This window comes from Bifidobacterium mongoliense DSM 21395, assembly GCF_000741285.1.
Classification (GTDB): Bacteria; Actinomycetota; Actinomycetes; order Actinomycetales; family Bifidobacteriaceae; genus Bifidobacterium; species Bifidobacterium mongoliense.
In genome coordinates, this window is the sequence record NZ_JGZE01000019.1 from 1 (window position 1) to 14,870 (window position 14,870).

At 52.4% G+C, this 14,870-nt stretch carries 11 protein-coding genes and 3 pseudogenes; 1 reads left to right on the top strand and 13 read right to left on the bottom strand.

Annotation, left to right across the window (positions count from 1 at the left end):
• Positions 1-221, top strand: a pseudogene (locus BMON_RS07295) (IS30 family transposase); the annotation flags it as partial.
• Positions 222-423: 202 nt separating this feature from the next.
• Here the strand turns inward: BMON_RS07295 and BMON_RS07300 are convergent.
• The 13 genes and pseudogenes from BMON_RS07300 to BMON_RS07360 form a co-directional block, all read right to left on the bottom strand.
• On the bottom strand, positions 424-1,410 hold the full coding sequence (locus BMON_RS07300) for a LacI family DNA-binding transcriptional regulator (protein ID WP_033513659.1): 987 nt from the start codon (positions 1,408-1,410) through the stop codon (positions 424-426).
• A gap of 84 nt (positions 1,411-1,494) precedes the next feature.
• A complete protein-coding gene (locus tag BMON_RS07305) occupies positions 1,495-2,022 on the bottom strand; it encodes a 2'-5' RNA ligase family protein (RefSeq protein ID WP_156098633.1) in 528 nt (175 codons plus the stop codon).
• 104 nt (positions 2,023-2,126) lie between these two features.
• Positions 2,127-3,440, bottom strand: coding sequence for an ABC transporter ATP-binding protein (locus tag BMON_RS07310; protein ID WP_081882989.1), 1,314 nt, complete (start codon positions 3,438-3,440; stop codon positions 2,127-2,129).
• Positions 3,441-3,442: 2 nt separating this feature from the next.
• Positions 3,443-5,236 (bottom strand): ABC transporter permease, encoded by a 1,794-nt coding sequence (locus tag BMON_RS07315; RefSeq protein ID WP_237745378.1) that lies wholly within the window; start codon positions 5,234-5,236, stop codon positions 3,443-3,445.
• 180 nt (positions 5,237-5,416) lie between these two features.
• The gene (locus tag BMON_RS07320) at positions 5,417-6,466 is read right to left on the bottom strand and encodes an ABC transporter substrate-binding protein (RefSeq protein ID WP_033513657.1); all 1,050 of its coding nucleotides are present in this window, start codon (positions 6,464-6,466) and stop codon (positions 5,417-5,419) included.
• A gap of 312 nt (positions 6,467-6,778) precedes the next feature.
• Positions 6,779-7,747, bottom strand: coding sequence for a LacI family DNA-binding transcriptional regulator (locus BMON_RS07325; protein ID WP_033513655.1), 969 nt, complete (start codon positions 7,745-7,747; stop codon positions 6,779-6,781).
• Positions 7,748-7,844: 97 nt separating this feature from the next.
• On the bottom strand, positions 7,845-9,323 hold the full coding sequence (locus tag BMON_RS07330) for a glycoside hydrolase family 32 protein (protein WP_033513654.1): 1,479 nt from the start codon (positions 9,321-9,323) through the stop codon (positions 7,845-7,847).
• A gap of 155 nt (positions 9,324-9,478) precedes the next feature.
• A complete protein-coding gene (locus tag BMON_RS07335) occupies positions 9,479-10,831 on the bottom strand; it encodes a glycoside hydrolase family 172 protein (RefSeq protein ID WP_033513652.1) in 1,353 nt (450 codons plus the stop codon).
• On the bottom strand, positions 10,824-11,378 hold the full coding sequence (locus BMON_RS07340) for an ABC transporter permease family protein (RefSeq protein WP_237745379.1): 555 nt from the start codon (positions 11,376-11,378) through the stop codon (positions 10,824-10,826). Before BMON_RS07340 ends, BMON_RS07335 begins: the two co-directional genes overlap by 8 nt.
• Entirely contained in the window at positions 11,378-12,256 is an 879-nt protein-coding gene (locus tag BMON_RS07345; protein WP_033513650.1) for a carbohydrate ABC transporter permease, read from the bottom strand. The genes BMON_RS07340 and BMON_RS07345 overlap by 1 nt, the downstream gene beginning before the upstream one ends.
• A gap of 84 nt (positions 12,257-12,340) precedes the next feature.
• A complete protein-coding gene (locus tag BMON_RS07350; protein ID WP_033513649.1) occupies positions 12,341-13,669 on the bottom strand; it encodes an ABC transporter substrate-binding protein in 1,329 nt (442 codons plus the stop codon).
• Between the two features lie 373 nt (positions 13,670-14,042).
• Positions 14,043-14,518 (bottom strand): annotated as a pseudogene (locus BMON_RS07355) (transposase); the annotation flags it as partial.
• A gap of 109 nt (positions 14,519-14,627) precedes the next feature.
• Positions 14,628-14,870: pseudogene (locus tag BMON_RS07360) on the bottom strand (ATP-binding protein); the annotation flags it as partial.

Genomic DNA, 14,870 nt, shown 5'->3' on the forward strand with positions numbered 1-14,870 from the left:
CCTGGCAGCGCGGAAGCAACGAGAACAGGAACGGCATGCTACGCCGCTACCTGCCCAAAGGCGGCAGAATCACCCCGGACATGGCCGACGAGCTGCAGGCGATCGTCAACGAGATCAACAACCGGCCCATGCGCCTGCTCGGCTACCAGACACCCGCCGAAGCCTACCAGCAGGAACTGCTAAACTTACCCCACCAGCCACAGTGTTGCACTTCAATCTAGACAACGGGGAAACCACGCAAAATCGCCCTGCGTTTCAGCGCAGAACCAGCGCAAGACCGGCGTCAAACCGAGCCAGAATCACCTTCGACAAAATCTCTCAAAATAAGAATCGCGGTCCGGGTCGCCTTTATTGGCATCTTTATTAAAAAGTAACTTTTGGCAGAGCTCTCGCCAAATTACGCGTACCGAAATCGCACGTACCCTAATTGGCAGAGCCCCTGACGGAACCTAAAGTACGTCCCTCAATAAAACGGCCCCTGACGAGCACCTGAGAAGTGTGTGGTGATTCGTCGTGCAGATGCCGGCTCATCAGTTTCACGGCTTCATGCGCCAGTTTATCGATAGGCTGCTCAACGGTGGTCAGCCCAAAAAGTGAGGAACGGTACGGCCCAATGCCGTCGAAACCGGTGACGGAAACTTCACCCGGGCACGCGATGCCGGCGCTGTCCAAATATTCCAATACCGACAGCGCGATGCTGTCATTACCCGCCATGATGGCGGTCGCCCCCGAATCCAGGACCTCGTCGATTTTTTTGTCGATGTCCGTATCGTCGTTTGCTAACGAAATGATCGTTGTTTCGGCACCGGCCACTATAAGCTCGGTGAGGAAATTGGCGATTCGCGCATGCAACGCCGAAGCCAAGGAATCGCTGGAAGCCGTGACGGCAATATTTCTGTGCCCGTGATCCACTACGATGTGGGCAAGTTTCGCTTCCATCTGCGGGTCGATCCTCACTGAATTCAGCGAGGGAAGTTCCAGCCCGGAAGCCAGCACGACCGTGGGCACAAATTTCGCTGCATAATCCGCGACTTGAGCCGCAACGCGTCCAGAAGCGATGATGATGCCGCCCACACCATGCCCCAGTAGGTTGCGGACGGCCCGCATCTGGCTTTCTACGCTGTCACCGCCGGTAGCTAACAGCAGGTCGAAACCGTAACGGTCGGTCTCCGCCTGAACATGCGAAGCCAAGCCGCCGTAGAACTGATTGCCAACATCTCGAATCAACAATCCGATGGTGTTGGATTGGGAAGAGGCCAGCGACGCCGCGCCTAGATTACGTACGTAACCCAGCTTTTCGGCGGCATCAAGAACCGCCTTACGTGCTTCGTCGCTGACCTTCGGATGCCCGTTGAGTGCCCTCGACGCTGTGGACGGAGACACATGGGCCGCTGTGGCAATATCCAGCATGCTAACGCGATGCTTGCGTTGCGCGTTATCCCTTGCCACGTTTACTCCCAACTTACATTACCGCCCACATCAATTCTTTCCCAATCATAATCCTAGGGGCCAGCCATGAAGCTTGGTGAAGCGGAAAACACCTTCTTCAGGATACTGATTCACTGCCACCAAGTACAGGGTTTTCACCTGCATACTCTGTGGCACGCACACCTCGTCAATCGTATGCTGCAGACGTTTGTCTGCATCTGAATCCGTATCTTTGCTGCAATAGGCAAAGGTGTAGTGAGGCCCGAACGGCGGATCTGTCAGCGAAGATCCCAAGCCCGCATCTGCGAGACCGGCTCGGATATCGTCCACCAGTTTCTGCCATTCGCTGCTTTCGGAACCCAACGCCTCAGCAGCTTCACCTCTCACTTCAGGAACACGGAAATCCACGGAAAACGGGCTGTGACGCTTGGCTACATCCGACATTTTCACGCATAACGCACTCCACTGCTCCTGCGAAAGTTGGTCGCGATACAGGTCGAGCCGCTGAAGCGTCATATGCAGATACTCAGGCGGCTGCAGTGCCACTCCATCCCACTTTCCGCGAGATTGCAGGGCTTTTCCCTCCTTTCGCATGTGTTCAATGATGGGGTCACCGGCTTCGGGAAGCGCATACAAGTGCAGAGCACCGTGCTCTCTCGGCCAATGCGTATCGAGACGATCAAAAAAAACGCTTCATCTCACTCATCGCTCCGATCGCACGGAACAGCCCACAAAGCTTGCGTCTTCAATGTGCAAGTAACATCTGTACCGGCGCCCAGAGGAGCGTCGGAGCCCGGGCCACTGCCGGTAAGTACGCCAGCATCGGTCTGAATCTGGTAATGGACCACTTCGCCGTCGAACGCCGAAGACACGACTTTGGCACGGATGGTATCGTTGTATTCTCCGCCAAAATCGGCAGCGCTCTGCTCGCCTTGCGCATTTTGCATATCTTGCGCGGGGCTATCGTCAGCTTCATTTTGCGAATCTCCAGCAGCTTTCACCACCAGATTTTCCGCTCGCACAACGATGTCCATATCGTCACCGACGTTCTGCCCGGGGACGCCGTGTACCACGAGATCGCCCACAGACGTTGCCAAACGATACAGCGCAGCCGGTGGCAACTCAGAAGACGAAGCACCGCTGCCAGCGTCGACGCTAGACGAATCGAGCACACTCGTCACATGTCCCTTGATGAAACCACCCGTGCCCAGGAACGCAGCGACAAATCGATTGACGGGCCGATGGTAAATACCCCACGGCGTACCGACCTGCTCCACTTTTCCAGCACTCATCACCACAATCACATCCGACATGGTGAGTGCTTCAGACTGATCGTGGGTTACGAAAATGGCGGTCAGTTTGAGTTTCTGCTGAAGGTCACGGATCTCCCCGCGCATCTTCACCCTCAACCTGGCGTCAAGATTCGAAAGCGGTTCGTCGAAGAGAATGATCTTCGGCTCCATAACCAGCGCCCTAGCCAAAGCCACGCGCTGCTGCTGACCGCCGGAAAGCTGATGCGGGTATCGATCCGCATACTGTTTGATACCCATCATGTCGAGCGCATGATCGACTTTGCCGTTCCGCTCGTCTTTCGAAAGCTTGGCAATTTTGAGTCCGAATTCGACATTGCCGCGCACCGTCAGATGCGGGAACAACGCATAGGACTGGAACACCATCGACATCGGGCGCTTATCGGCCGTCATGTCGATGATGCTCTTGTCGTCCAGCAGTATATCGCCTTCACTCGGCTGCTCGAAGCCGGCGATCATACGTAGCGTCGTCGTCTTGCCACATCCCGAAGGACCGAGCAGTGTGACAAACTTCCCGGGCTCAATGACGAGATTAGTGCGGTAAACCGCCTTGAAATCGCCCTTTTTCGACGGATAGATCTTGGAAAGATCCTTCAGTTCCAGCGTTCCCGAAAGGCTCTCATTTCCTTTATCGGAATCGCGCGCCACTGCCGTACCTTGGGGCGCGGCCGTTGCAAATTGTGTTATCTGTGTTTGTATCATGATCATGCTTTCTTGGAATGATTGAGCTGCCCGAGCAAAATATTGGACAGGCCCAAAACGATGAGCACCAAAATGATCAGCAGGCTCGAGTATGCAAACGCATTACCGAACCGGCCTGCATCCACCTCATCCAGAATTTGCGAAGTCATCACTTTTGTCTGTGGCGTCGTAATGAAGATGATGGCCGTAATCGTCGTCATCGATTTGGTAATGGCGTAGGTAATCGAAGTCACCAAAGCCGAGCTCATCAGTGGCAGTGTCACCTTGCGAACCACTGTCAGCGGGCCGGCACCCAGCGACGTAGCAGCTTCCTCCACCTGTGGATTAATCTGCTGCAACGCGGATATAAAGGCCTGCTGACCGGTCGGGTCGCCTCGTGCGATGAACACCATGATGATGGCAATTGCGCCGCCACCCACAGCCAGACCGCCTGCCAGCGGTGGCAATATCTCGTAATCGCCGATGACGGTACTCTGCGAGTACGCGAGCGCGAACCCGAGACCGAGCACGGTTCCAGGAACAGCGACTCCCAGCATGCCCCACAGATCGAGCACCTTGCCTAAATGCGGCAGGTGGCGAACCACCAGCCAGCCTATGGCGAGCGCCAGCACAGCAGCAATCGGAGCCGCGATCAACGTGAGCATCAACGTGGTGCCGATTGCGCTGGACCCGAGGCGCTGTACAAAGGTGAAATGATCCCAAGTAAAGCTGTTGTCGACGCCGAGAATCTTGACAAAACCGCCGATAAACAGCGAAAGGTAAACCATCAGTACCAGCAGCAGCCACATGGCGGCGATGAACACCATGGGAATGATGACGTTCAATGCCTTCACCGGCTTCAACGAGCCCGTGGGCTTGCCGGTAACCGTCACCACCGAGTGCTTGTTGGCCCAATACTTCTGGATGAAGAAGACGGTGAGCGCAGGAACCAACAGCACCAGTGCCACACCGGTCGCACCCGAAATATCACCCGAGCCGGCCACCGCGAAGTAGATCTGACTGGCGAGTACGCGATAATCACCGCCAATGACCAAAGGATTGGCCAAATCGGCAATTCCCTCGACAAACAGCACCAGGAATGAAGAAAGCATGGCGGGCAATACCATCGGCACGGTCACTTTGAATAGCGTCTTGAATTCCGTGGCTCCCAAGCTGGAAGCCGCCTCAAACGTAGCGGGGTCAAGATTTTCAAACATACCCTTGATATTGAGATAAGCCACGGGTGTAAAGGTCATGGTCAGCACCATCACGAGTCCCGGAAGACCGTAAATGTTGACTTCCCAGCCAAACAATCCGTTGGTGATCATGCCGCGCTTGCCAAAAAGCGTGATGATTGCAGTGGCCGCAGCAAACGGCGGTGAAATGGTGGGCAGCAGCGTGAGCCAATGCAGTACGTGCTTGCCGGGGATATTCACAAACGTCTGCACATACGCGCACACAAAACCAATGAACGTGCCGCAAACACCTACCAAAAGCCCGAGGACGATGCTGTGCCAGAACGTTTCACCATGATTGGCGAACGCGCCTGCCATTGCCGAACGTCCTGCGGGGCTAAACGCGGCCACCACCAGCTTGACAACCGGGATGCCGAGTACCAGCACCAGCACCACAACGACTCCGGCGAGAATCACCCATACCGACGCGCTTTCACGCGGTCTGGAGCGCCTCAGCCTCTTTGAGGTGGAGCTGCTCCCGCCCTTGCCGATGCCGTTGTGCCCGCCACCGGAACCGGCTGGGTTAAGCCGGGAACCTGCGGATACGTGAATCGACGGTTCCGCCATATCAACATTCGACATGTTTCACTCCTTTCGATTCACTTTGTTGTCTATTTTCACCATTCATATCTGCCCGATTCACCATTCATATCTGCTTGCGAACCACTGAAATCCCACTCAGAATCCTGCTCGGAACTCGCTGAGAATCCTGCTCAAATTCCATTCAGAGCCTGATCTGATTGCTGTCCGACTACTTCCTTACTACTTTGCGGAGTTCGAGGACGCGACTTCGGATTCAAACGCCTTGATGAACGTGTCGCGCTCATCGGCGGCTTTCCTTACGTTCCAGCTGACCTTCTTCACCTTGCTCTGGTCGGGAACGTCTGCACCGACCTTGGCCTTGGGGTTGGTGGGAGCTGCGAACGAAGGAACCGCTGCATAACGATTCTGCGCATCCGTGGTCATCATCCAGTCGGCGAAAGCCTTGGCGCTCTTCAGGTTACGCGCCTTCTTCAGCACTGAGAGCGCTCCCACTTCATAGCCGGTACCTTCCTTGGGGTACGTGGTCTTCAAATCCTTGTATCCGGCTTTGATGGCCTTCTGGCAGTCGGAATCCAGAGCGATGGCAACGCTTGCCTCGCCGCGACCCGCCTGCTCGGTGCCGGTAGCTGCGGACTTGGAGTACTGCATCACATTGCCGTTCAGCTGCTTGAAGTAGTCGATTGCCTTGTCGTGGTTGCCGTTGTTAAGTACGGACTGCGTGAACATGGCCATGTAGCCGACGCCTGCAGTGGCAGGGTGCGGCATGGCGATGGCTCCCTTGAGCTTGCTGTTGAGCAGGTCGGACCATGACGTAGGAGCTTTCACTCCACGCTTTTGCAGTTCGGTGGTGCTGGAGCAGAAGGCGATGGAATCAGTGTAGAAACCGGTCCACGAACCCTTGGTATCCTTGTAATCTTTGGAAAGATCATCGGTTCCCTTGGGTACGTAATGCTCAATTTCACCTTTGTCGTCGGCAAGCAGATGGTTCTCGGCCTGGCCTCCGGCCCACACGTCGAATTCACCGGGGTTGGTGGCCAAGCGGGCCAGGACTTCACCGGAACCGAGGCGCACATACGTGGTTTTGATTCCCGTTGACTTCGAGAACGCTTGAGTCATTGCCTGGCAAAAATCCTCCTGCTGTGAGCACGCAATAGAAACGCTTCCACTGGCTTTTGTATTATCAACTTTTCCACATCCAGCCATGCCAACAAGGGAAGCACCGATAAGAATCCCTGAAAGTATGCGGTTTTTGTACGATATGCTATTCATCTTCCAGTCTTTCTGTATTGATATTTGTACCCGCCTGCAGTGGTGGATACGCTTTCACTCACAAAATAACAGTGCGGTTAATGTTTGTCAACTCGAATTGCTGCAATTTTAAGGAAAATGTAATAAAAAATGAAAGGCGGCACTCTATGAAAGCGCATTCACATCGTTGCACGTAAAGCCATAGGCCGCATACGGGCATTCACTCATATGCAGGCCTGGCAACACTTACATAAGCACGACTTTATCGGCTCGTCCCGTGCTGCACAGCTCAATCACGTGCGCAGCCTGCTCCCGCCACCGTCGGCGGCCGAATCACTCCTCCTCGGAGCTGCGAACCGGCAGTATGTATGACATCGACTCCAATGGCTCGCCGTTGATCCTTTTGAGCAGCACGGAAACTATGGTCTGAGCCAGTTCCCGGTAGGGCTGGATGATAGTTGGCATAGATGGGTAAGCGATCTGATACACGAATGACCCATCATAGCCGAACAGTAATAGCTCTTCGGGAATTTTCCTGCCCAGCTCCAATGCCTTTTTCTGCATCGCCAGAGCGATCAGATCAGAGGCAAAAATTCCATCAACGTCAGGATTTTTCTGCAAAAAATCGTCGGCGATTTGCAGATATGAAGAAAACTCAAATTCGTTCAACTTCAACTCGTAAGTAAACGACTGAATCCCATGATCTCTCATCTCTTCGGCAAAAACCTTATGACGCAGTACGGAAGGAGTCCTGACTTTCGAATAGCCAACGAATTGCTCCACTTTTTTGCAGTGCTGCTTGATGAACGCCTGGGCGGCGATGTGTCCGCCCGTTTTATGGTCGGCCGATACGATCGGAATATCATCCGACAACGCACGATCCAAGGCGACGATGGGGGCTCTGATGTCCGAATAATTAATATCGACGGAATGACTGCCGATAATGATTCCATCAACCTTATTGGCAGTGAGCATATCCAGATATTTACGCTCTTTACTCGATGAGTGCATGGTGTTGCACAAAATCATCTTGTAACCATGACGGTCGAGTTCATCTTCGATTTTAGACGTCATCGTAGCGAAAAATGGCTGGACCACATCCGGTATGACCAGACCAATAATGTTCGTACGTTTGGTGAAAAGACTTCGAGCAATCTGATTGGGCTGGTAATGCAGCAAATCAATCGCGTCCTGAATATTTGCTCTCGTTTTCTCAGAAATGTAACCACGATTATTGAGATACCGCGACACTGTATTTTTCGACACCCCAGCAACACGGGCAACATCTGTTATCGTAGCCACGATCGCCCCTCTCGTTTATGCATGCAATCAAAGAACGGTTGCACCACTTTACATCGTCATGCAACCGCCCATAACTACTATACCGAGAACAAACCAACTACATATTCAACCCGTAGCCTTCGATATCGTTGAGTTGCACATTGCCGCCATTACACTGGAAACCGAGCCCATTATCGCTTGATGAAGCAAAGACATTGAGCGAATGGACCACACTTCCGCCGTCTACAAACACCTCCAGAGAACTTTGATCCGAGAAAATGTCGACGTCAATATGCTCCTTGTTTTTCAGCCGCAATGCGCTACGAGAAATTCCCCGACTCCAATGATCCGCATGATTGCGGTCAATTCTCACCTCAGCACGGCGCAAATCAATTGTACAGTCAGTGTGTTCCTCGGCTCCTTTTCGCAGCACCACCGTAAAAGTATCCGCATTCGACGCACGAAGATCGATGTCAAACTTTAGCTCGAAAGCGACACCGTCGCCTACAGGAAAGCTACGGAAATCTCCCTGAGCAATTGAAATTTCCGCCTCTTTACGAGGACTTGTACGCAGAGACTGTACCTCTTTAATAGGGGTAAAACGTAACGTATTGTCTTCGGCGAGCGTCACTTCACGAGGCAATGCAAAAGAACCGCACCACCCTTCTTTGCACGTCGGCCCCCAGTCTTTCCAGAAAGGCATCCAATCCCAGCAATTGGCCCATCCGACCATCAACCGCCGTCCGTTGCAGTCTTCAAACGTCTGCGGTGCATAAAAGTCGAATCCCCAGTCGGCTTCGCCTGTCACCGTATAAGTAAACGTTCCGGTTTCGTAGTCGAAATCGCCAACGAAATACACCGTGGTACGTTCGCCGGCGCCCATCGGCGAGCACAAAAATACCCATTTGTCTTTGACTTTGAAGAAATCAGGGCACTCCCACATGTACCCCCATTCGCCGCGGCTCTCAAAAAGCGTGTTGAAGAATTCCCAATGCAGCAAATCTTTTGAACAGTACAGCAACGCTTGCGCTTTACCGTCTTTCTGAGCCCCGCACACCAAGTAATACTCGCCATTGTGCTCCCAGACTTTGGGGTCACGGAAGAAGTCATGCGGTACGACTTCGGGAGCTTCGAGCACAGGGTTGCCTTCGTATTTGGTGAAGGTAATGCCGTCGTCGCTCCACGCCACATTTTGAGTTTGCTCAAAACCGTTGCCATGATTGGCAGTACCCGTGTAGATCACATACAATCTACCGTCTTTTTCAATCGCGCTGCCTGAGAAGCACCCGCCTTGTGGGTGGTCGTCATACGACTCACTCGGCGCCAACGCGACCGGAAGATATTTCCAGTGCAGCAGATCGTCGCTGACGGCATGTCCCCAATACATTTCGGACCAAAAACTGCCATAGGGATTGTATTGGTAAAAGAAATGATACTGGCCGCGGAAATAGATAAGCCCATTGGGGTCGTTGATCCAACCACATTGAGCCATAAAATGGTAGCGCTGACGCATGGCGGACTTGCTCACGGCGGGAGCTTGCGCGTCGATATGGCGCTGCGCGTTCTGTACGGACTGTTGCATTAATTGTAAAGACATAATTTAACAACCTTCAAGCAGTGAGAGACAAGGAACCTCGTCACGTTACTGCACATTTTCCAAAGAGCGGAAGGCGGAGATTCGGCCGCCTTCCGTTACTCATTTGTGGAATATTTTTAATTTTTCACTTCAGTTTGCACTCACTGATTCTCGTGCTAATTTTCGTCAAACTCTTTCCTCAGCTTGTGTGCAAACTCGGTGTTGAGCTTCGATTCACGACGAGCCTTGTCTTCCTTGATAAGGAATTGCTCTTCGCGCTTCGGCTCATATTCCTTCCAACGCTGCTCATAAGACTCACGAGCCGCTTTCATGTCATCCGTCAATTCAGGCAACTTCAAATCACGCTTTGGCAGCTCGGGAACCTCTGGAATTCGGTCCTCCACCGGAGCGATCGTCAACGGCTCACTCGTAGGAAGTGTCTGATACCAATATGCCGTCGAACTCCAGTCGTCAGAGAGCTGATTGGCGTGACCGTGCTCAATGGTCACGCGCAGGCTCTTTTCGAAACGCACCGGATCGGTGATATGGAAGCGATACGAAACTTGGAATCCGTCTGTATCCGCTTCATGAACGATAGTTCCGTAGAAAGGATATGCGTTGCGCTGCATGCCCCAAGCGTGGTTGAAATAGTCTTCCGTGCCGGTGCCGTTCAGGCTTGGACGCTTTTCGCCGTCTATGAAGAACATATCGTTGCCTTCACCCCACCAACTTCCCTGATAATGCCTCACTGTAAGGTTGCAGCCGACGTAATGGCCCGTTCCCTTCACATCGAGTACCGTATAGTTGTTATCGCCCGTGAAATTGGTGACGTTGTTGACTTCAGGCGCGTTCACCTGCACATCGTTGCCCCAGCCGTTGCAGGGATTCTCACGATGCCAAGAAGAGTGGAAATACGCGGTGTCTTCAGGCAGCGGATCCTTGTACATTTCATAGTCGATATTGAAATAGAGAATGAACGGCAATTCGTTCTCATTGATGATTTCAATCTTCGCTTTTTTGTTGAACGGCATGGGGAAATAGCAAGATACAGAGCATGGAGCTCCGTACTTACCGGCTTCTTCCGGCTTCAACGAAACGTTGAACGGCAATGACGAGAAATTGCCGGGATAGCTGTTTCCAATGCAGAAGAAATCTCCGAGAGGCGCCAAAACGCTTGGAGTGTCTTCATCGTCCCAGGTGATTTTAATCAACGCTTTACGGTAGTAGAAGGGATCATAGGCGTCCCAGATCACACCCAGCGGCGGAGCAATTTCCATCACAGGCGCAGCGGAAGCACCCAAAACCGGGTCGATGAGGCTCGGGGCGACCACACGCCTGCACGACGAGGTCATCCAAATGTGATTGATGCAACCCGGGCCTTCGATTTCTCCCAGCGTGATGCTCTCGTTGGGTGGAATCTCCCAGTAATCCTGGTTTTTCCCACGCTGATCCCAGCTGGCCAACCTGCCATTTCTTGCGTGATGGATGGAAGTCAAATCCTTGAACATTCCAGATACTTCGTTACTCATACCACTCCTTTGCTAAAAAATTTGTTATTACTCGATTACTTATGTGTACAACGCTCGGTTTTAACGGCCGAACGCACGTATTACACCGATACAGCGCAATTGACGATGCCACATAGGGAAACACCAGAGCCCACTGTTCGCGAAGTCCGAAGAACAAGTTGATCTTATACACCGGAAACAGCAGAATGAACGGAGATACGCTCAAGCCGGCGATCAGGAATCCATACACGGCTTTCGAAGCCCACGGATGACGGTACGTCATACGAGCGAGCGCAAACGAGCTGAAGAATGTGATAACAAGTTCGATTACCAGAGACACCACGCACACCATGAAAGTATTCAGATACAGCTGCGGGTAGTTGAGCGTCTTCAGCGCGGTCCGGTAATTGCTCCAGTTCAGAGCTTTGGGCATCGATAGCGGGTTTGAAAGAATGTCGGCGTTCGACTTGAACGACATGATGAGCATCCAAATGAACGGGAACACCGTTAGAACGGTCACTACCGCCATCAGAATGTACATGATGATTTTATTGCGTTTCGATATCATCAGCGATCACTCTCCTTGTCTCTGAAAATCAAGAAGTACAGCCCGGTAAGACCAAGTGAAATAAGGAAAGTGACGGTTGCTATAGACATGCCATAGCCATAATCACCGCTCTGGAAGGTCATGGAATAGCTGTACGTCACCAGCGTCTCCGAAAGGTGGTTCGGACCGCCTCCCGTTGTCTGTTGAACGATTTCGAAGATCTTGAATATGCCGGTGATAATGAGCACCACAACGGTGGAAATATTCGAACGCATCATCGGAATGGTGATGTACCAAACCTCTTGCCAACCGTTGACGCCGTCGAGCTTGCAGGCTTCGATCACATCTTCGGGAATCATTTTGAGACCGGCGATAAAAATCGTGGTGAGATACCCGAGTTGTTGCCAAAAGTAAATAATCGCGATGCTGTACGGAGAGAGGTTGGGGCCGCCAATCCACTGCTGCGCCCAGCTTCCCAAGCCCACCGCACGAAGAACGTTATTGATGACACCGATCTTGGGATCCAGGATATATACCCAAATGATGCCAACAATAATCGGAGCGATGATGGCCGGCGAAAATACCATTGCCTTAGAAAAATCCACAAATTTCAGTTTGTTATTCAAAAGCAACGCGAGGAAAAACGAGACCACCAACAGAAGGACTGAGGCAAGGACGAAAATGATTGCCGTATTCCAGAATGATTTCCAAAATATGGGGTCCTCGAACAGCCGGCGATAATTGCTTAATCCGTTGAATGTGGCCTTACCAATTCCCGAATATTTTGTAAAGCTATACCCTGCTGCAATGAATATCGGCAGCATGATGAAAACAATATATACCGCGAGCGTCGGAACGAGAAAACCGACTTTGTATCGAGTTTTACTGAGCCAATGCATGTTTTATGTACACTTTCCTAAATTTCGGGTGGCGCACATTTGTAGCGATGTGCGCCACCCGATTTACTTCATTTGCTTGGCTACTTACTTATCGGCTATGGCATTGTCCATATTGACAACTGCTTCCTGAGGGCTGTGTACGCCCTGCATAACGCCGAACAGGCTGTCGTAGAGCACCTGCTGCACGCTGGAAGGAACCGTCAGATCGGGCGCGGACACCGGGCTCTTCCAACCGTTGGACAGGGCATCCGTCATGGCCTTCATCGAATAGTTGTCAGCGGAAGGAGACAATCCCTGGTAGCTGGTGGCCGGGAACATGGCGTTCTTATACGAAAGCTGAGCCGCGTCCTTGCTGTAGTAATACTTCAGGAATGTGTATACGGCCTGCTTGGTCTCATCATTCTTTGCCACCGAAGCACTCACGGCGATAGGAGCCGACGGAACCTTCATATCCGTTTTCTGAGAAGCCTTGGAATCCGAGAACTGCGGACCCCACCAGAAACCGATATTCTTGCCGAGGTTCTTATTGAACTCTGCGCAATCCCACTGGCCGCTGCCGAACATCGCAGCTTTGCCGGAATCGAACTGCTGCTTGGCATCGAAGTATTCAACGGTCGACATATTCTCCGGGAACGCTCCGGCTTTAGCAGTCTGCTCAAGCTTTTCGAACATCGTCGGCAGCTGGGTATCAGCAAACTTCTTCTTTCCGTTCAGTACGGATTGAATATTGTCACCCCAGCCATACCGGGTGAGCCAATTGTTGAATTCCCACATCGCGTACGAACTATTCTTACTTCCGATGGACAGCGGGGTCACGCCGCTCGCCTTGAGCTTGCCGACCATGTCCAGGAACTCTTCGAAAGTGGTGCTATCAGTTGGATACTTGACTCCTGCCTTGTCGAAAAGCGCCTTGTTGTAGAAAATGCCTTGAACATTGCTCTGATAAGGCAAACCGTCCTGAACCTTGTTGGCCTGGAATGCCTTTTCTGTGCCGTCCAAAGCCGTTTTGACGTCAGAATTTTCCTTCAGAAAATCAGTCATATCCATCAGAACGCCGGATTTGTTGAATTCGGGAGCCTGCGCTCCTTCAACCCAGAAAACTTGGGGCAACGTGCCGTCCGAGGCTTCCAACTTCATATTCTTACTGTGAGATTCAGTATCTGCTGCTTCGAAAACGACCTTGTATTTGCCCTTGTTTTTCTTATTGAACGCGTTGACGATGGCACTCGTTGCGGGTTCCTGCTTGGATGGGTTCGCTACATTGATACCAAATTTGATGATTGACGCACCGCTGCTGTCTTTGGAAAGTTTACTGCTGTCGTTGCTGCTACCACCGCAAGCACCGAGAGATCCCACTAATGTCAGCGCCGCCGTTACCGCTGAAAATATTGTTATAATTTTTGACTTTTTCATGATGCTCCTTCGCTCATTTGCTCTTTTGATAAATATTCTGAGAAATCCAGCCGCAATTCGTCGCCACAGGATTCAGAGAGAATTCCACCGAAACAAAGTATATTTACCGGTTAACATATTGTGTCACATCTGATCCTCTTTCCTTTAAGTGGATTAATTTCTAAGCACGATTTCTGGCATAATCCCAGAACAAATAGCCTCTTTATCGATGCTTTGCCAACAATATAGTTCACTAGAAAAAATATGTCAACCGGATAACATAAAAGAGTGTCGACATATGAGGAAAAAGAAAAATCATTTTATTGTAGACACGCAAAAAGGGGGTAGTGCCCGGGTTCTTGCGCACTTTGGTTTTTGTTTCCTGTGTGCGTTGTCAGTTCGCTTCTTGTATGGTGTCGTGGAGTCGGGACATGTCCAGGTAGCGTCGGGTCGACCAGTCGTTGGCGGTGACGTAGCGGATTCTCGCAGTGATGAGCATGAGTGCGCTCCTGCCGTCGGGGAACGCTCCCACGACGCGGGTTCTGCGGCGTATTTCGCGGTTGAGTCGCCCGAATCATGTCGGTGGTGCGGATACGCCGACGATGCTCGACCGGGTAGTCGTCCAGCAGGTAGGTCGTGGTCTCGCCGATGCCCTCCCGCAGGCACTTGGCGGCCTCTTTGAGTTTCCTCGCTTCCATCTGCGTGGCGATGCTCTCGGCCTTCTCCAGGGCGGCCTGGCGCGACTCCATCGCGAAGATCGCTTTGAGCGCGTCGCCGGCCCATCGGGTGTGCCGCGGGCTGACCCTGGCCAGCACGTTACGCATGAAGGCACCGCTGGTAACGGGCCTCCGGCAGCAGCTCACCGATTGTGTGTCACCGTGTCAAGTTGTGCGTGAAAATCACCGGAATTGAGCAGGACGTGCGCTTGATTTGCGCAGGTTCGGCGGCCGATGGCCGTCGTCGTGGGTGGTTGTTTTGGTTATTTCATGAGTGAGTGGGTGTTTCGGTAGGATTCGCCGGTGAAGCGAATGATTCTGCCGTGGTGGATGATGCGGTCGATGACGGCCGCGGCCATGTCCCCGTCGCCGAACACGTCGCCCCACCGGCTGAATTCGAGGTTCGAGGTGAAGATGATGCTCCTCCTCTCGTAGGGGTCGGCGATGATCCGGGACAGGAGGCCGGCCCCGTCGTAGGCGCACGGGCAGGTAGCCCAATTCGTCGA